Annotated in this window: 21 protein-coding genes; 1 reads left to right on the top strand and 20 read right to left on the bottom strand. The window is 41.7% G+C overall.

Annotated features, from left to right (window positions below):
- Nucleotides 1-161 precede the first annotated feature (161 nt).
- From NMM25_RS08080 to pbp2b, 6 genes are all read right to left on the bottom strand, one after another.
- Complete coding sequence (locus tag NMM25_RS08080) at nucleotides 162-866, bottom strand: TIGR02206 family membrane protein (RefSeq protein ID WP_254736509.1); 705 nt, start codon at nucleotides 864-866, stop codon at nucleotides 162-164.
- Nucleotides 867-1,062: 196 nt separating this feature from the next.
- On the bottom strand, nucleotides 1,063-1,674 hold the full coding sequence (locus NMM25_RS08085; RefSeq protein WP_198459351.1) for an NUDIX hydrolase N-terminal domain-containing protein: 612 nt from the start codon (nucleotides 1,672-1,674) through the stop codon (nucleotides 1,063-1,065).
- Nucleotides 1,661-3,034 (bottom strand): UDP-N-acetylmuramoyl-tripeptide--D-alanyl-D-alanine ligase, encoded by a 1,374-nt coding sequence (murF, locus tag NMM25_RS08090; RefSeq protein ID WP_254736510.1) that lies wholly within the window; start codon nucleotides 3,032-3,034, stop codon nucleotides 1,661-1,663. Before murF ends, NMM25_RS08085 begins: the two co-directional genes overlap by 14 nt.
- A gap of 84 nt (nucleotides 3,035-3,118) precedes the next feature.
- Complete coding sequence (locus NMM25_RS08095) at nucleotides 3,119-4,162, bottom strand: D-alanine--D-alanine ligase (RefSeq protein ID WP_254736511.1); 1,044 nt, start codon at nucleotides 4,160-4,162, stop codon at nucleotides 3,119-3,121.
- Between the two features lie 176 nt (nucleotides 4,163-4,338).
- Nucleotides 4,339-4,935, bottom strand: coding sequence for a recombination mediator RecR (recR, locus tag NMM25_RS08100; RefSeq protein WP_084667701.1), 597 nt, complete (start codon nucleotides 4,933-4,935; stop codon nucleotides 4,339-4,341).
- 10 nt (nucleotides 4,936-4,945) lie between these two features.
- Nucleotides 4,946-6,988: a penicillin-binding protein PBP2B gene (gene pbp2b, locus NMM25_RS08105; protein ID WP_254736512.1), complete on the bottom strand. Its 2,043-nt coding sequence runs from the start codon at nucleotides 6,986-6,988 to the stop codon at nucleotides 4,946-4,948.
- Nucleotides 6,989-7,243: 255 nt separating this feature from the next.
- Between pbp2b and NMM25_RS08110 the strand changes: the two genes are divergently transcribed.
- The gene (locus NMM25_RS08110; protein ID WP_254736513.1) at nucleotides 7,244-8,095 is read left to right on the top strand and encodes a MurR/RpiR family transcriptional regulator; all 852 of its coding nucleotides are present in this window, start codon (nucleotides 7,244-7,246) and stop codon (nucleotides 8,093-8,095) included.
- A 135-nt stretch (nucleotides 8,096-8,230) separates the two neighbouring features.
- On the opposite strand, the gene NMM25_RS08115 is transcribed toward NMM25_RS08110, so the two are convergent.
- From NMM25_RS08115 to acpS, 14 genes are all read right to left on the bottom strand, one after another.
- Nucleotides 8,231-8,995, bottom strand: a complete 765-nt coding sequence (locus NMM25_RS08115; protein WP_254736514.1) for a class I SAM-dependent methyltransferase — start codon at nucleotides 8,993-8,995, stop codon at nucleotides 8,231-8,233.
- A 346-nt stretch (nucleotides 8,996-9,341) separates the two neighbouring features.
- Nucleotides 9,342-10,226, bottom strand: a complete 885-nt coding sequence (locus NMM25_RS08120; protein WP_254736515.1) for an ROK family protein — start codon at nucleotides 10,224-10,226, stop codon at nucleotides 9,342-9,344.
- A 17-nt stretch (nucleotides 10,227-10,243) separates the two neighbouring features.
- Nucleotides 10,244-11,161, bottom strand: a complete 918-nt coding sequence (locus NMM25_RS08125) for a dihydrodipicolinate synthase family protein (RefSeq protein WP_254736516.1) — start codon at nucleotides 11,159-11,161, stop codon at nucleotides 10,244-10,246.
- Nucleotides 11,162-11,332: 171 nt separating this feature from the next.
- Nucleotides 11,333-11,977 (bottom strand): DUF624 domain-containing protein, encoded by a 645-nt coding sequence (locus tag NMM25_RS08130; protein ID WP_254736517.1) that lies wholly within the window; start codon nucleotides 11,975-11,977, stop codon nucleotides 11,333-11,335.
- A gap of 20 nt (nucleotides 11,978-11,997) precedes the next feature.
- Entirely contained in the window at nucleotides 11,998-12,450 is a 453-nt protein-coding gene (locus NMM25_RS08135) for a YhcH/YjgK/YiaL family protein (RefSeq protein ID WP_000575449.1), read from the bottom strand.
- 445 nt (nucleotides 12,451-12,895) lie between these two features.
- Nucleotides 12,896-13,735 (bottom strand): carbohydrate ABC transporter permease, encoded by an 840-nt coding sequence (locus NMM25_RS08140; protein WP_254736518.1) that lies wholly within the window; start codon nucleotides 13,733-13,735, stop codon nucleotides 12,896-12,898.
- A 15-nt stretch (nucleotides 13,736-13,750) separates the two neighbouring features.
- Nucleotides 13,751-14,617 carry a carbohydrate ABC transporter permease gene (locus NMM25_RS08145; RefSeq protein WP_171804884.1) on the bottom strand — a complete coding sequence of 289 codons (867 nt, stop codon included), beginning with the start codon at nucleotides 14,615-14,617 and terminating at the stop codon, nucleotides 13,751-13,753.
- 221 nt (nucleotides 14,618-14,838) lie between these two features.
- The gene (locus NMM25_RS08150; protein WP_254736519.1) at nucleotides 14,839-16,167 is read right to left on the bottom strand and encodes an ABC transporter substrate-binding protein; all 1,329 of its coding nucleotides are present in this window, start codon (nucleotides 16,165-16,167) and stop codon (nucleotides 14,839-14,841) included.
- Nucleotides 16,168-16,281: 114 nt separating this feature from the next.
- Nucleotides 16,282-16,980 carry an N-acetylmannosamine-6-phosphate 2-epimerase gene (locus tag NMM25_RS08155; protein WP_001135660.1) on the bottom strand — a complete coding sequence of 233 codons (699 nt, stop codon included), beginning with the start codon at nucleotides 16,978-16,980 and terminating at the stop codon, nucleotides 16,282-16,284.
- 233 nt (nucleotides 16,981-17,213) lie between these two features.
- Entirely contained in the window at nucleotides 17,214-20,495 is a 3,282-nt protein-coding gene (locus tag NMM25_RS08160; RefSeq protein WP_254736520.1) for an SIALI-17 repeat-containing surface protein, read from the bottom strand.
- A 336-nt stretch (nucleotides 20,496-20,831) separates the two neighbouring features.
- On the bottom strand, nucleotides 20,832-21,812 hold the full coding sequence (locus NMM25_RS08165; RefSeq protein ID WP_254736521.1) for an acetylxylan esterase: 981 nt from the start codon (nucleotides 21,810-21,812) through the stop codon (nucleotides 20,832-20,834).
- A gap of 317 nt (nucleotides 21,813-22,129) precedes the next feature.
- Complete coding sequence (gene recG, locus NMM25_RS08170) at nucleotides 22,130-24,172, bottom strand: ATP-dependent DNA helicase RecG (protein WP_368406772.1); 2,043 nt, start codon at nucleotides 24,170-24,172, stop codon at nucleotides 22,130-22,132.
- Nucleotides 24,163-25,266, bottom strand: a complete 1,104-nt coding sequence (gene alr, locus NMM25_RS08175; protein WP_254736523.1) for an alanine racemase — start codon at nucleotides 25,264-25,266, stop codon at nucleotides 24,163-24,165. Before alr ends, recG begins: the two co-directional genes overlap by 10 nt.
- Entirely contained in the window at nucleotides 25,256-25,618 is a 363-nt protein-coding gene (gene acpS / locus NMM25_RS08180) for a holo-ACP synthase (protein WP_250316159.1), read from the bottom strand. Before acpS ends, alr begins: the two co-directional genes overlap by 11 nt.
- Nucleotides 25,619-25,635: the final 17 nt, after the last annotated feature.

Genomic DNA, 25,635 nt, shown 5'->3' on the forward strand with positions numbered 1-25,635 from the left:
ATATTATAACACAAAAAATCCAATCGTGCTTAGTTTTTGATAAAATTCCTGCATGTTTTTTGAGAAAATTCTAGAAAAATTCTTCTTCCAAGAGATTATTTGAAGTTAACGTTCACAATTTCCTTTTTGTTTCTTAAAAATCCAAAAAAGAGAAGATCATTTTAGATCTTCTCTTGAATAAATTCTTCCGATTTTTGTTGTAAAAAATTTTCTACTAATTTCCCTGTTAAGCGAATTGCTATCACGATAACAGTCGAAACAATGAGATAATTTAAGGGCTGGCCGAAGCTTCCAACAAGTGGTGGTTTGTTTAAAAATCCATAGTCTCCACCTACAACTAAGTTGACAACCCATATCAAGCCATTTAAGGCGAAAGTAATCACCACCATATTCTTCAAATCGAGAAGGGAAGGTTGATAGTTTCTAAACAAGTATAGGAGCGCATTTCCTAAAAGGGCAACATGTCCGATAATGAAGGACAAAATGGTCACGTGTGGAAATGGGTAGGGATCAAAGAGTGGGTAAGCCAGTGCCGCTGTTGCTCCAAAAGTTCCTAAAAGGGCAAAGTATTGTTTGTACTTGGATGTTCCTGGAATCAAGAGCATCACAAACATGGCGATACGGCAATGATAGAAGGGCAAACTTTCTGACAGAGGCATGTGATTCCCCCAATACCAGCTATACAGAACAATCAGTTGAACAGACTGAAGGATCTGAATAAAACGCTGGTAAGCCACTTTGTCGCGAAAACGATAAGAAGCATAGAAAGTAAGAGCTAGTAAACATAACAAACCAATGTACCAGTGAAGTTCAAACTGGGGCGGTTCTGATATCTGTGTGGTAAATAATTTATCCCACAAATTCATATTCTATTCCTCGTTCATCTAGCTAGAGACGGTAAAAAAATTACCTTTCTCCAGCTTTTAATTTTTTTGAAAAACTTGATTCCATGCCATGCATAGAACACTTGCGCCTTAAATTCGCAACCTATTATATCATTTGTATTGCAGAAATGCACCTTGCAGATACCCTTTTTTGATTTGTCAACTTCTCTAGCATAAACTAATCAACATATTGGTCTCTTTGTCCTTTATAAACTTGCCAAAGAATCTCCATTTGCTCCTTGGTGATGCGTTTTTCAGATAAGACTGGCAATTGGTCAATGGCAAAAAATTGAAGCTCAGCAATTTCTTGATTCTCTTGAAATTGTCCATCAAGAAGTTGGCATTCAAAGACAAACTTTGCATATTGTTTGCTCTGTAGTTGGAAACGATTGGTGTCAAAAACTGCAAGTAACCTTTCAGCTTTTGCTGTAAAGCCGGTTTCTTCTTCAATTTCTTTAAGAATATTTTCGGTTAGAGAATAGCCAACTTCACCAAAACCACCTGGCAAAGCCCAACTATCCTCCCCTTTTCCTCTAACTAAACAGACTTTTTCATCCTCGACAATCCAAGCACGGACGTCCATCAGAGGAGTTGCATAAGCGGACGTTGGTTTCAAGACTTCTGCCACTTCTTCTGCATCGAGGTCTGATACCTGATTCAACATTTCAGATAACAGGATTCGCAAGTCCTCGTAGCGCTCACGGTCGAAAGGATCTTTTGTAAAGGTTAATCCAGTATCCGTAATGGCTAGCATTCTTTGCAGATACTTGGTGAAATCACTTGCATTCATTTTCTAAACTTTCTACCAGCTTGGCTAGATTCATGGAGTTCGATCCTTTGAGCAAAATTTGGTCATTGGCACCGAGTCTTTCCTTAACCCGCTTGACTAGGTCTTCAAATTGGTCCTCGTCAGCTGTTTTCTTGAAGTAGAAAACGTGACCGATTGGGAACATTTGACTAGCAAGTTGGCTTAATTCGGCAATGTCTTCTCCATAGAAAATAACGGTATCCAGCACATCTGGCGATAGGCTTAAAATCATCTGGTTATGGAGCTGAACAGACTGGTCACCAAGTTCCTTCATGTCTGCTAGAACAGCTATTTTTTTGCCCCCTTCATTAGCTGGAATGGCAGAAAATGTTTCCAAAATCAACTTCATAGCAGTTGGATTGGCATTGTATACGTCAGACAGAATATCTGCTCCATTGGCTGCCTTCTTCCACTCAGTACGATTGCGGGTCAATTCTAGGTTCTGAAAGGCCTGACGAATTTGCTCCTCTGAAACTCCTTCTTGTAGAGCCACATAAGCAGCAATCATAGCATTGGTGGCATTGTACTTACCTGTCACTGGTAAATCGAGGGCTTGTCCCAAAAAATTAGCTTTAAAAGTTAGACTATCCTTGCGCTCTACCAAGTCTGTGATTTCTAACTCAGCTCCTGACCCAAAACGGACCACTTTTTTATCTGTAGGCAAGTAGTCCTCTACAATCGGGTCAGCTGGTGCCAAAATCAAAGAACCTGGTGCCATACCGTCTGCAATTTGCATTTTCCCTTTAGCAATCTCCGAACGGTCTTTGAAAAAGGCCAAATGAGCCTCTCCGACCAAGCTCACAATGGCTGTCTTGGGGTGAGCCAATTTAGACAAGAGATGGATATCTCCCAGGTGATCCTGCCCCATCTCCAAGACCAACTTTTCAGTATCATCAGGCATATGAAGAACAGTATAAGGAAGACCAATCTCGTTATTGTAATTGCCCTGAGTTTTGTAGGTCTTGTAGGTTGTTGACAGTAAATGCGCCAACATATCCTTGGTCGTTGTCTTACCATTTGAACCCGTAACGGCAAAGACATCAACTGCCGTTTTTTCAAGATAGTAGGCTGCGAGGGTTTGAAAGGCAGACAACACGTCGTCTACTAGAATGTAGGGATGATTTGCAACCTCTTTCTCAGACAAGGTCACTACTGCACCATTTTCAAAAGCTGTTTCGATAAAGTCATGACCGTCACGCGCTCCCTTGAGGGGCACAAACAAGTCCCCTGTAGTAATCAAGCGACTGTCAAACTCAGCTTTTTCTAACTGAACGTCCGCAAAAAGACTAACGTCATTTTTAGCTCCTACAACTTGGGCAACTTCATGGATTGTTAATTTCATTTCTACTCCTTTAAAAAGGGTTGAAGTCCGAGAACTCTAGTCACCATGCAGTGATAGTTCTGGCTTCTACCCTCTCTTTCATTTTTATAGCAAATGCGCTTCGCGCTTGTCAAAACTTTGCTTAGCAAGGTCAACCAAATGCTCGATTAGTTCTGGGTAGCTGATTCCCATATTGTCCCAAAGTAGTGGATACATAGACCACTGGGTAAAACCTGGCATGGTATTGAGCTCGTTGAGGAAAACCTCTCCCTTGTCTGTATAGAAGAAATCGCAACGAGATAGACCGAGGCATCCAATCGCACGAAAGGCCGTTTCTGCATTTCGACGCATGACAGCTATCACATCATCACTAATCTTGGCTGGGATGTCCATAGTAATCTTGTTATCAATATACTTGGCATCGTAGTCATAAAAGGCAACATCCTTGACTACTTCTCCTGGAAGGGTGCTTTTGACATCGTAGTTGCCCAGTAGACCAACCTCGATTTCACGGGCATTTACCCCTTGCTCAACCAAGACGCGACTGTCATATTGGAAGGCAAGTTCCAAAGCTTGGCGGAGTTCTTCTTGATTTTCAGATTTGGAAATACCAACACTTGAACCCATGTTTGACGGTTTTGTGAAGACTGGATAAGTCAATTTTTCTTCCACTTCAGCAATTTTAGCAGTCACATCATCACCTTCAACGATGGCCACATAAGGAACTTGGGCAATACCAGCAGATTCTAAAACACGTTTGGTCGTTATTTTATCCATAGCAAGGCTGGATGACAAGATATTGCAGCCGACATAGGGCATTTTCAAAACTTCAAGGAATCCTTGAACAGAGCCATCTTCTCCCATAGGACCATGAAGAACTGGAAAGACAACTGCCCCTTCTTCGTAGATGGCACTTGGTACAACTTTCTTATCCCAATCAATGGTCACATTGGTCATGAGACGGTCCTCTTGACCTGGAGTCTGACTAAATTCCTGCGTTTTGATAAAGTCACCTGACTGACTGATAAAGAAAGTCTTAACTGTGAAACGGTCGTAATTGACCGCACGCATGACACTTTCCGCTGAAAGGACAGAGACTTCGCGTTCCGCACTCCGTCCACCATATAAAAGAATAATCGTTTGTTTCATATTATTTGTCCTAATTCTACTAGAATACTCGCTCTTTAGTATATCATATTTGCTTGTTTTTTTAAAACTTGAACCTGATCCTACTCATCACACTATACAAAAAGAGGCCGATAGGAACGATTTTCAGCCTCCTTGATTTTTTTATAAATGAATGGAGTTCGTAAATTTGTCTACACTTACAACTCTGTTCGATTTTCAATAGCCCGTAAGAGGGTCACTTCGTCCGCATACTCGATATCTGCTCCGACAGCGAGGCCTCGTGCCAGACGCGTAACCTTGATCCCAGCTGGCTTGAGTAAACGGGAAAGATACATGGAGGTCGCTTCGCCATCAGCTGTTGCATTGGTAGCTACGATGACCTCTGAAACCTCACTGTCCATAAGACGAGTCATAAGACTCTTAAGGTTGATATCATCCGGACTAATTCCATTCATGGGTGAAATCAACCCATGCAATACATGGTATAACCCATGGTATTCCTGAATATTTTCCATAGCAGCAACATCTCGGCTATCCTCCAGAACCAGAATCGTAGACTGGTCACGGCTAGGATCGGTACAGATAGAGCACGGGTCTTCATCTGTTAATCGTCCACAAATAGAGCAATAGGTCAATTCTCGCTTAGCTGCAAGGAGATTTTTTGCAAATTCATTGACGTCGTCATCTGACATCCCAATGGTATAAAAGGCTAGACGGGTTGCTGTCTTAATCCCAATACCAGGAAGTTTGGAATAACTGTCAATCAACTTAGCAATAGGTGTTGGATAAAGCATGGCTTCCTTTCTAATTCATTGGATGGTGTTGGTTGTATAGATTGATAATGTCGCGAGCAATTGCTGGCCCAACATTTTTGGTTAAATTGGTATTATGAGGAAAGACTACTGCAACTGCAATTTGAGGATTTTCTGTTGGAGCATAGGCCACGGCATTGGTATTATTAGCTTCTTGACCACCAACTACATAGCTTTCACCTGTACCGGTCTTACCACTGATAGAAACAGTGGCGCCATCTGAAAACGCCCGTCCTGTCGTAAGGGGACTAGTTCCATGCGATACTTGGTAAAATCCTTGGTGCAAGATTGCCATATCTGATTCAGAAATATTGACCTTGTTGATTTCCTTGGTATCTATTGCTTGGATTAATTCCCCAAGGCCACCCTTATCATTGTTGTCGTATATTCCCTCGACAATATGTGGAGCTAGACGAACACCATTGTTAGCAATAGTTGCAACGTACTGGGCTAATTGCATCGGTGTGTAGTTATCAAACTGGCCAAAAGCATTGGTGATGTAATTAGCAAAGCTATACTCTTTGGGAACAAATCCAGTAGATTCATCTGGTAGGTCAATTCCGGTCGCAGCCCCCAAGCCATATTCGCCAAAGGTCGCACGAAGTTTTCCCATAGCTGTTTCCAAATTGCTGGTTCCAACAAACATATTTGGTTGATAGGTCTGGCCCATGATTCCAAGAGCGGTTTGAACCATGTAAGCATTAGATGAATACTCCAAGGCTTCCACAGCTGTAATAGGAAAAGATCCATATGCCAATTTATACCAAGAATAAATTGGAGCTGAACCTTGGAAAACAATAGGCTGATCTGTTAAGGTTTGGTTTCCTGATAAAACACCATTTTCCCAACCTGAGCTGATGGTAGCGGCCTTAACTACTGACCCTGGGACAAAGACATTGGTTACCGTTCCCAAGGAATCAGGCGTCAAGTCTCCCGTTTTCAGGTCATGTTTGAGTCCTGACATAGACAAAACAGCACCTGTTTTGGGGTTAAGGGCGACTGCATAGACACCTTCAGAATACTTGGCTCCACCATTTCCCAACTCTGAATTGAAATAACTTTTCAGCAAAGCATCCACGCTATCTTGGAAGGCCAAATCAATGGTCAGCTTGATATTGTTTCCCTTACTACCTTCCTCAATTGTATCCACGCTTTCCATATTGCCATATTTATCCAGATGGATTTCTTTTACCGAGCGTTTTCCTTGTAAGGTCTCTTCATATTGCTTTTCCAAATACGAGGTTCCAACACGGTCATTTAGAGAATAGCCTTTTTTAAGATAGGCTTCTGCTTCTTCCGCTGGGAGACCAGCTTTTTCACTGGATACACTACCTACTATAGAAGAAAGGGAAGTCTCTAGAACTTTTCGATCCCATGAAGTTGAAATACTGACACCGGGTAATTGTTTCGAAGCAGAGGCAATCAGAGCAATCTGGGTATCTGTAAGAGCATCTGTCACAATGGTTCCTGTCGCAAAATTTCCAACGGCATTTAACTGACTAAAAAGATAGATTTCCTTTTTCTGGTCATCTGTATAATTGAGTTGACTCACGTCAATACTTTCAACTGCATTATTGTAGAGAGTCGCTTCCGATAAGCGGTTCCCATCTGAATCTAGGCGTTTATCACTTGGCAAGGATTCGACTGTTTTTTTGTAAACGTCCTGGTCCGCCAAGTAGTAGTCTGCAATCTGACGGTCTGTCAGATTAGGGGAGGTCACATTCACATATGTGAGAAGTTTCTTGGCTGTTTCCTTCAATTCAGCTGCCGTCATTTTATTGTTTCGTGTGAAAGAAACAACTTGCTTAACAGTGTTTTCTACCAAGGGTTTTCCTGCCGCATCATAGATCTGTCCACGAGCTGAACTGGTTGTTACCCTTGTTTGGCTGGCTGAGGCCAATTTTGTTTCATAGAAATCCTTATTGAGGACCTGCATGTATAACAATCGACCAATAATGGCCATAAAGAGCAGGATGACAATCGCAAATAGTAAATTAAGCCGAATCGGAATCGAATGGCTATTAAATTTTCTCATACAACTAAGACTCTTTTCTAGAAAAATTTCCGATTTCCACCTTTATTTTCCCTAAAATAATAGAGTAAATAGGTGAATCTCAGTACATTTCATTGTACCATATTTTACGGAGAAACTCTTGGAAAAGTCGAAGCATTTTTTGACTTTTAACTGAAAATGCCTTTTTATTTGGTTATCCTATTTTCTATGATATAATGATAGTAATAATTAGGAAAGCGTTAACCTTTAAGACTTTGACTCATAAAAAGGAGCCTCATGAACAAGCCAGATATCACAACCATAATCGACCTCCATTTTGAAGAATTAACCGAGCTAGAGCAAGAAATCGCTCGCTATTTTTTGCAAGCTGAAACGATCCAAGATGATCTCTCTTCTCAGCAAGTTACCCAGAAATTACATATCTCCCAAGCAGCCTTGACCCGCTTTTCCAAAAAGTGTGGTTTTACAGGCTACCGAGAATTCGTCTTTCAATACCAGCACCAGGCTAGTAAACCGGACACTCATTCGCACAAACACAGTCCTTTGACCAAACGTGTTTTACGAAGCTACAGTATCATGCGAGAACAAACACAGGATTTGATCGACGAAGAACAACTGGAACGAGTTGCCCAATTAATCGATGACGCAGAACGAGTTTACTTTTTTGGGACGGGAAGTTCTGGTCTGATTGCCCGTGAGATGAAACTGCGCTTTATGCGTCTAGGTGTTGTCTGTGAAGCTTTGACCGATCGGGATGGCTTTGCTTGGACGACCAGTATCATGGATGAAAACTGTTTGGTACTTGGCTTTTCCCTATCAGGCACTACCCAATCGGTCCTAGATAGTTTGCTGGATGCCAAGGAAATGGGTGCCAAGACTATCCTCTTTACCAGCGCTCCAAACAAAAACAGTCAGGCCTACACCGAAACGGTCCTTGTCGCAAGTCATAGTCAATCTTCTTACATCCAGCGTATTTCCGCTCAACTCCCTATGCTCATTTTAATAGATTTGATTTATGCCTACTTTTTAGAAATCAATCGCGAGAGCAAAGAAAAAATCTTTAACAGCTATTGGGAAAATAAAAAACTCAATGGCTATCGTAGACAAAAACGCGTTAGAAAATCCTAGTTTGGCTCAACCAAACTAGGATTATTTTGCTTTAAAATGATAATAGGCTCCCAACATCCCTGCGGTATTTTGGTGATGAGCAAATTCTAATCGTAAAATAAAACGAGCTATTCTCCCAAAGTATGTTCTATACCATTATAGTTTAATGCAAAGTGTAGCGATGTAGTCATTTCCATAAGGTGACAATCGATGTCTCTTGTCACAAGATTCATAAAAATCGATCATAGCGAGACCGTTTTTTAGTTGTCCTCTGATTTGAGTTTCTAAGGTATGGCTAAATTCATATCCATATTCTGGATTGATGGTGATTTTACCTTCTGCTTCAAGCTCTTTTGAATTAAAAGGTATTGAAAACTTTAAAAGTAATTCCTCATCGGGTTTGTCCCATACAATGTCAGTATCATACATGTATATCCAAGGATTCATAAATCCAACCATTAACAAACCGCCCTTTTTCAATACTCGAGAGGCTTCTTTATATATGTTTTCTAAATCTTCTATATATACATTTGAAACTGGATTAAAAATAATATCAAAGGTTTCATCTTCAAATGGAAATGGTTTTGTCATATCGCCTTGAACGGTATTGATTTTTAAGCCTTCTCGTTTTGCAACCATCTCATCTCTTTCTAATTGTGATGTGGAAAAATCCATGATGGTAACATCATAACCTTTTGCAGCAAAAACTGGCCCCTGCTGTCCACCACCACAAGCTAACCCTAATATCTTTTTTCCCTTGGATTTTTCAAACCATTCTGATGGAACTTTTTTTCCAACAGTTAAGGCAACAGAAATTGGATATTTTTTAGCTTCTTCTAATTCTTCATGTGTCAATGGCTCAGTGTAGTCGTTTTTTACATTATTCCATCTATCTTCATTTAATTTTATATAATTATTCATCTTACAATCTCCTCGTCTTTTATATGATTTCGATTTAAGTTGAATGTGTTGCCACACTTCTCTCACCTCTAGAAATTCTAATTTGTCAATTTTTCGTCCACCTCATTATATCATTTTTCCACATTTTCCCATTTACTCAAGCTAAATATCAATTAAATGGATGATAGAATTGCTCTCGCCTTGTAGTTCTTTATCTCGGCCTAACCTTTCATACAAGTCGGTTATTTTCTCCTAGTTTCTCACGATTACCTCCTTTGGCTCAAATTTTTCAATAAAAAAAGAATTAAGCAAAACAGTTTTCACTCAAGTAGTGATTCAGTGTTCTGCTTAATTCTATAATTCCAAACTAGGATTGTTTTGTTTTGAAATGATAATAGGCTCCCAACATCCCTGCTGTATTTTGGTGATGGGCAAATTCTAATCGTGTTTTTTCAGCTAGGCTTGGCACCAAGGCCGCCTTCAAGGCTGTGCGGATCTTCGGTTTGAGAATAGCCTCTTGCCCCATAATGCCGCCACCGAGAATGACCACTTCTGGATTGGCAACGTAGCAAATATTTGCCAGACCTTTTCCTAGATAGTCTACCATGCGGTCAATACCAGCCATACAGATCTTGTTTCCTTCGGTAGCTTCCTTGAAGATGCGTCGCCCATTCCACTGATCAACTGGATCTCCATGAGCTGTTGCTACATACTCAACCAAGGCTGTCGTAGAAGCCAAGTCTTGGAAAGCTCCATCCTGCATGTGCATATAACCAACTTCGCAAGCTGAGTTGCTAAATCCATGGAAGACTTTCCCATCCATAATCAAGCAACCCCCGATACCTGTTCCAATGGTCAAGCAAAGTGTCACACTCGCTCCCTTTCCTGAACCAGATACTGCCTCAGCCAGACCTGCACAATTGACATCATTTTCAATTTCACAAGGAATCGCAAAACTAGTCTCGATTTCCTTCTTGAACTGGGTCCCTGCATAGTTGGGAATCTGAGGACCAGCATAGAAAATCTCACCCTTATCAGAATCCACCATTCCTGCAGAAGAAATGGCAACACCTGCTACTGGGCCTTTTTCTAAATAGCTGGAAACGATATCTTTTGTCTTTTGTAAGATATGAGGACCACCTTTATGCGCCTCGGTTGGCATTTCATGCGATTCAACAAGTTGGCCTTCTTGGTCGATCAAACCATATTTGATGTTGGTTCCACCGATATCAATTGCAACGTAGTGTGTCATAAATACCTCCTTATGGATTAGAGGAAGCGCTCCTTGGTTTCACGAATCAATTGTGCTGCTGCTTCTACAACTGGGCGATCTTCTTCGGTTACTGGCGTCAATGGCGAACGAACTGATCCGATGTTAAGTCCTTCATTAATCTTCAAGACTTCTTTGATCACACCGTACATATTTCCATGTGCAGAAGTGAGTTTGCCAATGATTGCGTTGATAGCATATTGCAATTCACGCGCTGTTTCCAAGTCCTTGTCCGCAATCAACTGATTGAGTTTCAAGAAGAGTTCTGGCATAGCGCCATAAGTACCACCGATACCAGCCTTAGCACCCATGAGACGGCCACCTAGGAATTGTTCATCTGGACCGTTAAAGACAATATGGTCTTCTCCACCAAGACTCACAAAGGTTTGGATATCTTGAACTGGCATAGAAGAGTTCTTAACACCGATAACACGAGGATTTTTCAACATTTCTGTGTAAAGGCTTGGAGTCAAAGCAACTCCTGCCAATTGAGGAATGTTATAAATCACGTAGTCTGTGTTTGGAGCTGCTGCACTGATATCGTTCCAGTATTTGGCAACTGAGTATTCTGGCAAGCGGAAGTAAATCGGTGGAATCGTTGCAATGGCATCTACACCCAAACTTTCTGCGTGGCGAGCAAGTTCCATACTATCTTTGGTATTGTTGCAAGCTACGTGAGCGATGATAGTCAATTTGCCCTTGGCAACTGCCATGACTTCTTCCAAAATCAACTTGCGATCTGCCACACTTTGGTAGATACATTCACCAGAAGAACCATTGACATAGAGACCTTGAACACCTTTATCAATGAAGTATTGAACCAAGGCACGCGTACGCTCTGGACTGACTTCTCCTTGATCATCATAACATGCGTAGAAGGCTGGAATGACACCTTCGTATTTTTTCAAATCTGACATAGATTTTCTCCTAAGATTTCTTTTTTTCTGCTGAGAGCAGTTCTATTTTTTACAAGTTTAGTATACACCTTGTGAAAATCGCTTTCAATATCTTGTATACACTTAGATTTTAGTTTCTACCTGTATTTTAGAAACTGTAACGATTGAAAGTAGTTTCAGAAACACCTCATCCTACTGGTATTTGGCGAAAATTTTCTCCATCAATCCTGCTTGGAGAAAGACCAGCAAACCAAAACCAAAGAGGATAAAAGCTGACCCACCCAAAAGGAGAGTGAAGGCGGATAGATAAAGAACCATCACTATGAGAAAGAGAATGGCTAACATGAGGAAGAACCAAGGAAAGTTAAAACTTGCCAAGATAAGCCCTTTTTGCAGCACTTCTTTCCAAGACAAAGCATAGCGCGCAGCGATGGGATAGCTAGCCAGCATCACCAGAGTGAGGAAGATGAGAATCCCCAAACAAATAGCCTTGACAATCTGGAAAGGCAAAGCAGTCTGTCCCCAGAAGAGATAGAGGTCTAGAAGGCTTAATGACACAATGCCCAACTCTAACAGACCTAACTGAAGCCCCAGTTTCAGATTTTGCTTGAAGGCCCTTATATAAGTTCTAAAGACTGGTACCCGTCTGCTTCTCTTAATCTCAAACATAGTCTCATAGAGGCTGATTTTCGCCACTCCAATCGTCACAATTGGCAAACAAGAGACGACAAAAAGAAGATTGACTGTCACGATATCCAAGACCTTCTCACTGAAACGCATGAGAAAATTATCTGTATCAAATGCTGCCTTGATAAGGCTTACTCCTTTTTGTGCCATGTTTGCTCCTCCTGATTCTTTTAATCAATCAAAATTTTAAAGAGATATTTGCGAACCTTTTCTTCCATCCCTGCGTAGCCATTTGGCTGGTGAGGTTCTCCTGGGAAGAAAATCGCAAAATTGTGATAGCCCAACAAGAGTGGGTATTTTTCATGACAATGGACAAAGCCAATGTCGCTCGCTTCGTCGAATGCTACCGCTTCGTCTTTGATACGTGAACCGTAGCTCGAATATTCATGTCCTTCTACCAGCAAATGCAGGTCTGCATAGTTCTTATGGTGCTCAAATTGATCATTTTCAGCTTGATTGAGGACATTTTCCTGAACAACTAGGAAGACCTTGTCCCCGTCAATCTCATACTTTCCTAACTCGAAAGAATCTTTACGATGCTGATAGAGATAGTCGATAGCCTTGTCTAGATTGGGATGGATACCCTTGTAAAAGGTGATGTTTTTCAAATCGTCAAAAATCATACTGTTTCCTTCGTTTCTGATAGTTACTATTTTTCAGTTTCGAATTATCCTTTCTCTATTTCCCTGTAACAGTGCGGACGGAAGCAAATTCCTTCGGAATTTCATTCCTAATTTTTGAGCCTTTCACTCCTTCATCGTCAGTCTCAAAAATTCCGTCTAAGATAAGCGTAAGATTCTTATCTTAGATACCACTAAAGCGGAAAATAGCCACCATAAAACGAACCTACTCTAACTAGTATCATGAAAAGAGTTTATTCTTAAGTTTATAAGTGTCTGACAAAACTTCACGAAGTAACTGCATACTCTCCATTTTGTAGACACTTATAACTCTGTATTCTCTTATACTCAATGAAAATCGAAGAACAAACTAGAAAGCTAACCGCAGACAATACTTAAGTATAGCAAGGTGATGCTGATGTAGTTTAAACTCGATTTTCGCAGAATCTTAACCTTTGACCGCTCCCATAGTAATCCCCTGAGTGAAGGATTTTTGGAAGACAAGGAAGACGGTTACGATTGGCACGGCTGCAAGAGCTGCACCTGCCATGATCAAACCATAGTTGGTTGCCATTTCAGCCTGCATGGTCGCAACCCCGAGTGAGATAGTCAAGTTTTGACGTGAAGTCAACATAACCAACTGCATGAAGTAGTCGTTCCAAGTATTGATGAAGGTGAAGATTGCAAGGGCTGCAAACCCTGGTTTCACAATTGGGAAGGCTACGCTCCAGAAAGTACGAATCTCACCACAGCCATCGATTTTAGCTGATTCAAGCAACTCTGTTGGGATGTTTTCGCTAAATTGTTTCATGAGGAAGACCCCAAATGGCCATCCAATCAAAGGTAAGATAACTGCCCAAAGAGTGTCATGAATTCCCATGAAGTTGACGATACGTACCAATGGTACAAGGACAACTTGTTTTGGAAGCGCCATAGCAGCGATGAAGATAGCGAAGAGGATACGTTGACCATAGAAACGTTTTTTAGCCAATACATAACCTGCTAGAGATGAGGTTGCACAGACTAGGAACATGGTTACCAATGAGATAAATACTGAGTTCCACATCCATTGTAAGGCAGGGTTCTGCACCATGAGTTGTTGGAAGTTTTCCATGGTTGGCATTTTAGGGAACCACTGAGGAGGAATAACGATTGTATCAGGTTGTGATTTGAATGCCCCTGTCAAAATCCAGTAGAATGGAAAGATGAACAGCACAGTCAACAAGAGCAAGATAATCGTTGAGATAACAGTGAAAGCTGTTAAGGGTTTCTTTTGTGTAGGTTGCATAGCTGTCTCCTTTCTTTAGTATTCTACGTCGTTTCCAAGTACTTTAAATTGAACAAAGCTTACGATCGCAATCATGACTGCCAAGAAGACACCGATTGTGTTGGCATAGCCGTATTCTGTCAATTGGAAGGCTTTTTCGTATAGGTAGTACATCAAGGTACTTGTTGAGTAGTTTGGCCCACCAGATGTCAAAAGCTGAATCAAGGCGAAACACTGGAATGAGTTAATTGTTGTGATGATTGCAATATAAAGGGTTGTTGGAAGAAGGCTTGGCCATTTAATCTTCCAGAAGACTTGAAACTCAGTTGCACCGTCAACACGCGCCGCTTCAACCAGTGAATTGTCAATATTCCCCATAGCTGCGATGTAGAGGATAATCGGTTGACCAACTGAAGTTGTCAAGAGAATAATCATAATCGCCATCAATGCCCAGTTTTTATCTCCCAACCAAGAAATGTTCTGGCTGATGATATGACTTGACTTGAGGACAAAGTTTAGAATCCCTGATAGTGGGTCATAGATCCATTTCCATACAACTGTTACGGCAACACTACCTGTTACAACAGGTAGGAAGAAGACAAAACGGTAGAAGGATCTGGCAATGGCATTTTGATGATAGGTCTGAGATGCTACAAAGAGTGAGAACAGAACAACAACTGGTACAGATCCAATAACCAGAATCACGGTATTGATCAAAGACTTCATAAAGACAGGGTCTTTAAACATGCGAACATAGTTGTCCAAGCCCACAAACTCAAATTTAGTCATTGAGTAGTTAAAGAAACTTGTAATGAATCCCATAATCATAGGAGCCAATACAAAGATGACAAAGAAGAATAATACTGGTGCTAGGAAAGCATAGGAAATCACTGTTTCCCGCATACGAATTTTATTGACTTTCACAGTCGGCACCTCTCTTTCAAATAGAATAATTTTTTGACTTTCTTAAACTGTTTTAAAATCAAAATGAAATTTTTTAAGATTCGCTTATGTAAGAACTTCATTTTAATTTCGTGACAGTTCCTTACATTTCAAACAAAATCCTCCCTTTTCTTACATAGACTATGCACAGGGAAAAGGGAGGGATCAATCTGATTTAGTGCTTATTGTTTCATAGCTTTTTTAATTGTTTCGTTCGCTTTTTCAGTGAAGGCTTTCAAAGCATCCGCTGGTTTTTCGTCACCATTTGATACAGATTGCAACATTGGGAACCAAAGTGTTCTCATTTCAGCAAATCCATCAATAGTGTTGTAGTATGGTGAGTAGTATTTAGTCCAACCACTGATTGTTTCCATACGTTTGTCATCATAAAGTTTGCCAAATGATGTACGAACTGGGAAGGCACCTGTACGAACTACATCTTTAGGACCCCATTCTTTGTCATCTGCGATGAATTGAACGAATTTCTTAGCAGCTGCAACTTTCTTGTCGTCTTTGTTGTTGAATACTGCAAATCCGTTTACAAGGTATTCAAGAGCTGGTTTACCTTCGTCTGATGGAAATGGTACTTCTACCACGTCTACCTTACTTGCTTCCAAGAGTTTCGCTTGGATACCATTTTGAGCTGGTGCCCAAAGGATTGTGTATGAAGTTTGACCGTTGGCAAAGTTTTGGATGTCTGCTCCACCGTCAAATTGTGAACCATTATTGAGCAAATTGTCTTTAATCCAGCTAGTTGCTTTTTCAAGACCTTTGACGAATTTAGGATCATCAGTTGTATATTTGCTAACTTTTTCATCTGTTACAGAACCGCTATAAAGGTTAGAGATAAAGGCACGTGTTCCTTGGTCTCCCCCTTGACCAGAACTGAACAATGAACCTGGTGTGTAACCCTTGTCTTTGAGTGCTTTCAATACTTTTTCAAAATCATCAGTTGTCCAACCTTCTTTTACAAGGTTTGCCACTCCAGCATCTTCTAGCATTTTCTTGTTCATTGCCATGTAGAATGGGGCAGAACTAATTGGATACATGTAAGCCTTGTCTCCAGCTTTACTTGCTTGTACGATGTTTTCGTTATTAACATCTTTAACAAATTCATCTGTGAAGAGGTCGTTCAACTCAGCCAATTTACCGTTTTTACCGTATTGGATGATACGTCCTGGTGCATCAAAGAGTACATCTGGAGCTGTTCCAGCTTCGATAGCTGTTGTGATTTTTTCAGGACCTGACTTGAAGTCGATGGTTTCCAATTTCACTTTTACATCTGGATTTGCTTTTTCAAACGCTTCGATGATTGATTTTTCATAAGTTCCAACACCGTCACCAGTTTTTTCTTGGGTAAATACTGGGAATGCCCACCAAGTGATTTCTGTTTTGGCACCGTCACCACCTGATTTGCCAGCATCTTTACTTCCGCCAGAATTGCCACAAGCAGCAAGACCAAGAACCGCAGCACTCGCAAGTACTGTACAAGCTAGTTTTCTAAATTTCATTTGTATTCTCCTAATTGATAAGCGTATCCATATTGGATAATGAGCAAGTTTATATTTGTATACGTTTTCATTTCATCCGACGCATCGACCACTCTCCTCTTTTTTGAGATTGTGTTATTTAAGACCGGCAACAAAGCGTTCCGTAATCTCTTTTGGTCTAGTAATCGCTCCACCAACAACGATACCTCGCACCCCATATTCAAGGATTTGCTTAGCTTGTTCTGGTGTATGAATTTTCCCTTCAGCGATGACATCCACACCTGCTTCACACAGTTTTTTGATCAGTTCAAAGTCTGGACCATCTACCTTAGGACTATAAGAGGTATAACCTGATAGGGTTGTTCCAACAAAATCAACACCTGCCTCAACTGCTGCTATTCCTTCTTCAAACGTGCTGGTATCAGCCATTAAGAGTTGATGCGGATATTTTTCTTTGACTTGTCGAATAAAGTCTTGGATTTCCAAACCGTCGTAACGTTCACGTTTGGTACAATCCAGAGCAATGACCTCAATATCTAGTTCAGCCAGTTCATCCACTTCTCTCATCGTAGCTGTAATGAAAGGCTCCTGTGGCGGATAGTCACGTTTGATAATCCCGATAATCGGGAGTTTCGTAACCTCCTTGATCTCCTTGATATCGCGAACACTGTTTGCTCGGATACCGACTGCTCCACCTTGCTCAGCCGCTTTGACTAGCAAGGGAATGACTCCTCCCGCTTCTGTATAAAGCGGTTCGTGAGGAAGTGCCTGGCAAGAGACAATGATTCCATCTTTGATTTGTTCAATCAAGGCTTCTTTGCTGATCTGTGGCATCCTCTTTCCTCCCTTTCTTGTTCTTATGGGCTTATTATATATTATTTGTTAAGCGCTTTCAATAGCTTGTGATAGAATAGATTTCAGTTTCAAAAGTATTTTATAGAACAGACTATCCTGAAAGTAGTTTCAGACCTCTTATGATTTCGAATCAACCTGAATGTCATCAAAAAAGATAGCAGGTTTAAAAACCTGCTATCTCTTCTGAAACTTATTCAAATAGCTTTTGCTTACTATTCTTTTCTCTTCTTGCCAAATGCAAACAAGGATAAAAGAACACCTGCAAGACCAAGGGAAATCAGTGAACTTGTTTCCTTGCTTCCAGTATTTGGTAGGCCCGTTTGTTTAACTGCTGGAGCTTGATAGGTCACATCTTGGCCTAGAGATAGTTTGTCACTTGCAGCCGCTAAGACTGGTTTGGTTTCTCCCTTATACTCTGGAAGTTCATGGACTGCCGCCTCAGCACCATTGACTCCACCCTTATATTCTGGCCGGTCATTTGAAGCTGCCAAGATAAAGTTAGCACCTCCGCTATATTCCGGAACCTCATTTGAAGCTGCTTGAACTGCATTGACACCACCCTTGAACTCTGGAAGTTCATGGACTGCTGCCTCAACTGCATTTACACCACCTGTGAATTCCGGTTTTTCTACTGTTGGAGCTGGTTCTTCACCTGCTGTTGCCAATGGTCCAGTGTACTCTGGTACCTCTGACACAGCCGCTTCTTCTGCATTTACACCACCTGTGAACTCTGGAACTTCATGGATAGCAGCTTCACTGCCATTAATACCATCGCTTAGTTTAGAGCCGGCTAAAGATACTGGTAAATTGTGCATGCTTTCAATTGCACCCTCAGCTAGGCCTGTAATCCTTTGTCCCATATCCTCTGGATCTATTGTGAATAAGAGAGTTTTTGTATCGTACTGGGTCATAAAGGTTGCTGTCTTGCCATTTGCCAATTGAAGGGTCGGAGCCTTGTTTACCAATACTTCCGAATCGAACTCCATGGCAATAATACCTGGCCATTTTTGGATAGCATATTTTACTTTTGCTTCTTTAGGAGAAATTCTTTCCTTAGTCAAGAAATCCCAGTTGAATTTCTTATAGGATAAAGTATAATCGTTTTGATTACCATCCGCATGCTCATAAAGCAAACCATATTCGCCATTTTCAAGTTCTTGGAGTGAGTTGTAAGCAAACTTACCACTTTGTATAGGATTGTGTTTCAGCCATGTCAACTCACCATTCTCCTCAACACGAGCCAGGTGAACCAAACCATTGTTGCGTCCAGGACCACCAGCATTGCTGAGTAGAATGTATTCCTTTCCTTCATGCATGGTGTGAATAGCGGACATTTGAACATAAACGTCTTTTACTTGAGGATAACGTTTGATTTCCTTATCCCACGTTGCTCCCCCATCATGACTGGTCGCAACCTGAAGATCATCAGTCAACCCACGCATAAAGAGCTTGAGATCCCCATTATTCAACTGAACAACAGTTGACTCCGTATTTTGGGCGCTTGGATTATTCATGGTTGAAGAGTGAATGGTTTGGTTGCCTACTGGGCGGTTATCATTAACTGCTTCCCCTGCTTGCCATGTTTCACCATGATCATCTGAATAAATTACACGAGATGATTGTGAACCACTTAGGTAGGAAACGTTGTTTGTTGTATAAACTGGAATCACCAGTCTTCCCTTATGAGGTCCTGTACGTAAGGCAATCCCCGTACCAGGTCCAGTTCCTAGGAAGTGCATCCAATCTTTCCGAATCCCATGAGTAATATCTTTTGGTGCAGACCAAGTCTTCCCATCGTCATCACTGTAGGACATCCATAGGTAGTTGGTATTGGAAACTCTAAAAATATTCTTTTCGCTATATTCAAAATAAATATTTCCGATTAGCTCATTCCCTTTATACAAATCTCCCTTATCGCTGTAGGCTAGTTTTTTAGGGTCAACGACAACACGATAATCTGTCTTTCTATTTTGAGGGTCGAAAACCTCTCCGTTTTCTCGAATCGTATAGCGACCTGATTCTCCTTGCTTATATAAAACTTGATAAACTTTATCTCCCACTTGTTCATAAGCTTTCGGAGCTTGCCCCGGCAATGAAAATACTGCCTTACTTTCAAGGAACATGTCGTAAATTGCAAAAATTCTCTTTGTTTCAGGGTCTTGCACCAAGGCCATATCAATATTAACTGGAGATGGCCAATCTGCATGTTTAGCGTGCTCATTGTCACGAGGATTTGAGATTACAATTCTATCTCCCCATGTTTTTCCATTATCTGAGCTGCGACGAACAACCATCCCAATATCTCCCCAGTCAGAATGGTGCAAACGTCTTTCATCCGTTCCTGCAATCAGCGTTCCTTTATCTGTCTTGAGAAGAGCTGGGATACGATAACTCTTGATACCATCTTTATTTGGTTGATTGTTCCTACCACCTTCAAAGACGTCTTCTTTCTCAGTGACTTTTGCTCCCTCAGGAAGTTTCTGTTCCAATTCACCTCTTTCAAATAATTGACTCCGTGTTTGAACTTCATCTGGGCTTAAAGCACGATCATAAACAGTTAGGTTTCGAACTTGTAGGTTTGATGCCCAAACTGTTTTATTGCCCCGTTTGGTTGCTCCAAGTTGAGCTTGATTAACATCTGGCATATCTTTAATGAAGTTCCCAGATTTTAGACTTGTTCGAGATAAGACACCGTTCACATAGAGACGAACTCGACCATGAGGTAACTCCGCTGTTGGTTGTTCGACAGTAAAGGTCACGGAATTCCATTGTCCAGGGCGAACTTTCAATGGAGCATCTGTATACTTATCATAGAACTGCTCTCCATTAGCGCCACGTCCTTCAATAAGAGCTGTATTATCAAGGACCGACATAGTAAAATACTCATTTTCCTTGGTTTCACTGGATACAGAGAAGAGATTGTAAAAGCGTGGAGCTGATGCATCTGGTTTGAACTCCATGTGAACTGTAGCATTTTTTAGTTGCTTTAGTTTATTTAGTTCACTTGATAAATCGACTCTCTGACCATTTGTTGCATTGGTTTCAACATCTTCTTTTTCAAGGACAGGATTGGCATTTTTTAAATCTCTGGAGTAATAGTCACGAGGAATAGCACCCTGATCCTCTGATTCCTCTTCCTTATTTGCTTCTTCTGCAGGGGTTTCCGTAGAGGATGGGGTTTCTGATTCTGCACTCTCATTTTTTTTCAAATGATCTTGGTCCACCTCAACGCCGTTGTCTTGAGCTGCTGCCAATTTACCAGCCAAATCTTTATCCAAATGAGCAAGATCTCCCGAGGACGCTTCTTTTGGCAATTCTGATAAACCTTGACCAGGTTCGACAGTTTCTGTATTGGCCCCTGCTGCATTGGCTTGCTCTTGAGCTAAGACTGGATTTGCTCCAAATACTACTGTACCAATCACTACAGATGCCGCCCCGACTGCAAATTTTCGAATTCCGTATCGCTGTTTCCGATCTAAAGATTTGTAATTCATGTTTGTCCTTTCATTTTTCATAAAATAAAGCGCTTTCTTTTTCTTTAAAAATTTTTATTGTCTCTCAAGAGACAAGTTTTACAAGAAAGTATCCAACTTAATGAGAGCTCCCAATCCTCTCCCATTTTCTGCTGAGCTCGAGTTTTTAATCCTCCAGCAGCCTTTTTCCTCCTTTCACAAGTGACTTTTCCTTTATTATACAATAAAGTCTTATATTTATATCTGTGTTCCCACAGAATAGATTTTACTTTTAAGAATATTTTAATATTTTAAATTTCCTAAAAGTACTTTCAGGTTTTGGGCATAAAAAAGAGAGCTCCTGGGCTCTCTCATTCATTATCTTACGTACTTAAAAGGAATCTCACTGCCACAGAGCCAGTTGTAGACTTGGTCATTGACAAAAACATTCATGGCTTCGTGAGCATACTCAGGGATGATGCGATAGGCCTTCTCGCAAGTTAGACGGTTGTAAATAGCAAACTGGGTAATAGGATAGCAGACATCGTCATCCAGGCCCGTAATCATCTTGACCTCACCTTGAATGCGATGGGCAAGATTTTTCACATCGATATAAGCAAGGGTCGCCATGATGTCTTCCTCAGTTTCATGGAAGGGATCGTGGAATTTGAAATATCGGAAGAGTTCATCATAGGCTTCACTGGTATTGCCAATCTCAAGCACTCGTCTAAAGTCAGACAAGAAGGGATAGATGGCAACTGTTCGCTGAATCCGAGGATTGAGAGCAGCTGCAACCAAAGCTAAAGCCCCTCCTTGTGAGGCACCATAACTAGAAAGTCTTTTCTCATCCACCTGAGGGAGACTAGCAACAATTTCAATCAACTGGTATATATCCAGATAGACATCCTTATAAAAGAGATGATCCCTACCTTCAACAGCACCACGGATAATATGTCCCTTAACGGTATTTCCTAGTGGAGAGCGTGAGCCGTCTTGCGAATAGCCCGACTGGCCTCGCACATCCATGGAAACAACACCGTAACCAGCCACAGTGAAGGCCAGCATGTCGGCCCAGTCCCAACCACGTCCCATATAGCCATGGAAATGGAAAATTAGGGGAACTTTCTCCTCACTCTTTGGAAGGACGATTCGTGCATAGACCTTGCCTTCATTGGTTCCTTCAAAAGTAAGTTCATAGCACTTGACTTGGGGAATATGGAAATCTCTTTCCTCCAACTGGTAGGCTGGAAGAGATGAAACTTTTTTCACTTCCTCATCCCAGAAAGCATCAAAATCTTCTGGAACTTCATCCCGTCCTAGATAGGTCTTGATTTCTTCTAACAAAGCTGGATTTTTCATAGCATGCTCCTTTAGTTTTGTAATCGCTATCACAACTCTAGCATATCTAGGAAGGCAATGCAAGAAAGAATGCTAAATAGAAAGTGATTTTAGATTCTCTTTCCTCAAACCTATCGTCTGAAAGTAGTTTTAAAAATAAAAAGAGCGTTTCCGCTCTCTGTGTATCAATAGGTGCTAGCTCCTTTCTCTAGTTTGACGGTTTGGAATTTCTTTTGGTAGCTTACTTTAATCGTCATGTGAGAGTCCTCGTTTCTTTTTGATGACTCTAGTATAAGACCCAAACCTAAAAGCTAGCTTATAGATTTCTTAGAAAAGGCTTAATCCAGATGTTCTCTTTTTTCTAGGTGGAGAGCAATCATGCGCCATTCTGGATCCTCTTGCCAGTCTTCTATCGAACTAATGTAGCTGGCAACCTTTCTAGCTTCTTCTAAAATCGGAAAATCTTCAATAATATCCGCCACTTGAAACTCTGGTAACCCAGACTGTCTGGTTCCAAAAATCTCACCAGAACCACGCATTTTCAAATCTTCCTCCGCAAGGACAAATCCATTAGTCGTTTCTGTCATGATGCGCATGCGATCCTTCCCAGAGTCCGTCTTGGGATTAGCCACAAGAACAGCATAGGACTGCTTGTCCCCCCGACCAACACGGCCTCTGAGCTGGTGAAGCTGACTGAGACCGAACCGATCGGCATCCATGATAATCATGACGGTCGCATTGGGAACATTAACCCCGACCTCGATAACCGTCGTCGAAACCAGAATATCCGTCTTTCTCTCTTTGAAATCCTGCATAATCTGGTCTTTTTCATCACTCTTCATCTTACCATGTAGTAGAGCAACCTCTGCCTTTCCTGCAAAATGAGCTGTCAACTCCTCTGATAAGGCAATGGCATTTTTCAAATCCAGAGCTTCAGATTCTTCAATCAAAGGAGAGATGACGTAGGCTTGCGAACCTTTTTGAATTTCCCCCTCTAACCAAGTCAAGACCTGAGACAACTGCTCATGCTTAATCCAGCGCGTCACAATAGGCTTCCGCCCTGCTGGCATCTGGTCGATAATAGAAACATCCATATCTCCAAAGGCTGTGATAGCCAAGGTTCGTGGAATGGGTGTCGCCGTCATCATGAGAACGTCAGGGTTGTCCCCTTTTTCCCGTAAAATACGCCTTTGGCCCACACCAAAACGGTGCTGCTCATCAATGATAATCAAGCCAAGACGAGCATAATCCACCCCATCTTGTATCAGAGCGTGGGTTCCGATAATCAAATCAGCCTCACCCTTGGCAATGGTCTCTAAGACTTCTCTTTTTTCTACAGCTTTCAAGGAACCTGTCAAGAGAGCCAGTTTCAAGTCTGGAAAAAGGTTCTGTAAACTCTCAAAGTGTTGCTCTGCTAGGATTTCTGTTGGCACCATAAGAGCTGCCTGATATCCAGCCGTCACTGCAGCAAACATAGCCAAGCCAGCAACCACCGTCTTTCCGCTCCCTACATCTCCTTGCAGAAGACGATTCATGTGATGGTCGGACTTCATGTCGGTCAAAATCTCCTGCAGACTCTTTTCCTGAGCTTGGGTCAGGGCGAAAGGCAGATTTTCTTTAACGGCTGTCACTTTTTCCTGGGACCAATTCAGAACCAGACCGCTTCCCTGAACTCTATTTTCAGACTTGAGCGTCTGCAATTGCATTTGGAAGTAAAAGAGTTCCTCAAATTTTATCCGACGAAGGGCCTGCTTGTATTCTGCTAAATCCTTAGGAAAATGCATGGCACGAACGGCCTGACAACGGGACATGAGTTTGTATTTATCCAGTAAAGACTGGGGAAGATTTTCCTCAATCAAGAGATCCAATCCCTGATCAAAAGCTGTCTTGATGACCTTGACCAGACTGGCCTGACTGATTCCTTGAGCCAGACGATAAACCGGCTGGAGGTCATCTTCCACTTGAGCTAGAACCTTCATCCCAGTCAGACTGGCTTTGGCACGGTCCCATTTTCCAAAGACAGCAAGAGTTGCACCCAACTCTATCTTATCAGCCAGATAGGGTTGGTTAAAAAAATTCACCGCAAAAACAACTTCTCCCTGCTTGAGACTAAAACGCAGGCGATTGCGCTTGAAACCATAATATTGGACACTGGCAGGAGTCACTACCTGACCAGATAGAACAGCCTTTTCGCCATCTTCCAACTCTAGCACATGCTTGGTCTTGAAATCTTCATAACGGAAAGGAAAGTAGAGCAAGAGGTCTTGCAAGTTTTCAATTCCTAGTTTGGTGTATTTCTCTGCTGATTTTGGTCCCACACCAGGTAAGACATGCAAGGGTTGGTGTAGATTCATGCTCCACTCCTTTCTTTTTAATAATATTCTCTCGGAATGCGGTCGCTGAGGAGACAAACCACCTCATAGTTAATAGTTCCACGATAGGTCGCTACCTGAGTAGCTGTGATTTCCTTGCCACCGTTTGTGCCGATCAGGGTTACTTTTGTTCCTAGCGGATAAATCTTAGGCAGACGAATGGTGATTTGATCCATAGATACTCGTCCGACGATTGGGCAAGTTTCTCCATCTACCAAGACAGAGAAATTCTGCATGTCTCGTGTCCAACCATCCGCATAACCGATTGGCACCGTCGCAATGACTTGCTCACTATCCGCCTGATAGGTGGCTCCATAGCCCATGCAAGCTCCAGCTGGAACTGTCTTGACATGAACCAGGGCAGACTCCAAGGTCAAGGCTGGTGTCAAATCATAGGGTAAGTCCAAAACCTCTCCACTTGGGTTAAGACCATACATGGCATCTCCCATACGGACAGCATTGAAAATAGTCTCTGCATGCCAAAGAGTCGTTGCCGAATTGCTGGCATGAACCAGTTCTGGAACTTCCTTCATACTTGCCAAAATAGCTTTAAATCGTTCTAACTGGGTATTAAAATAGGCATCTGATTCTTCATCTGCAGTAGCAAAGTGGGTAAAAATTCCCTCAATGCGAGCACCATGTTGCTTGAGCAAATCTTGAGCCTGCTCAGCCTCACTAGCTTCTCGAAAACCAATTCGTCCCATTCCTGAGTCAATCTTGAGGTGAACTGTTAAGCCAGATAAATCTGTCTCCCTAGCTAAGAGTGCTTGAATCCACTCCAGTCCAGCCACCGTCAAAGTGATGTCGTATTCTTTAGCTAGGCCAATAGCTTCTATTTCAGAAACTCCTAAGATAAGGATTTTCTTGCTAACTCCAGCCTGACGAAGTTCAATAGCTTCATCAATATTAGAAACGCAAAAGCCGTCGACATCGTTTTGGATAGCTGTGGCAACAGCTACTGCACCATGTCCATAGGCATTGGCCTTAACCACTGCCCACTTGAGCGTTCCTTCAGGGATATGAACCCCCATTTGCTGGATATTTTGTTGAATAGCTTCTAGACATATCAGAGCCTTGGTTGGTCTATGTGGACTAGCTTTCATGATTTTCCTCCAAAATGACACTGGCTGTCACAAACTGATCTGTATGGCTGATCGATAGCCAAATCTTTCCTGAAAATGGTGCCTGACTAAAATAGGGAGCCCCGCGTTCATTGTTCAAAACTTCCAAATCCTGAAAGGTCAGTTTGCCAATACCAGTTCCCATAGCCTTAGAAAAGGCCTCCTTAGCTGACCAGCGGCCTGCCAAGTATTCGATCTGTCTGCGCCCTTTGAGACTGGCAAAGCGCTCCATTTCTTTAGGTGTCAGCACGCGCTTGGCAAAGCCCTCACGTCGTGTAACTGCACTTTCTATCGAAGCTAATTCTTCGATGTCAATTCCGTGTCCAACTATCATACTCACAAAAGGAGTTG

The sequence above is a fragment of the Streptococcus sp. CF10-1 genome (assembly GCF_024295825.1).
GTDB lineage: Bacteria > Bacillota > Bacilli > Lactobacillales > Streptococcaceae > Streptococcus.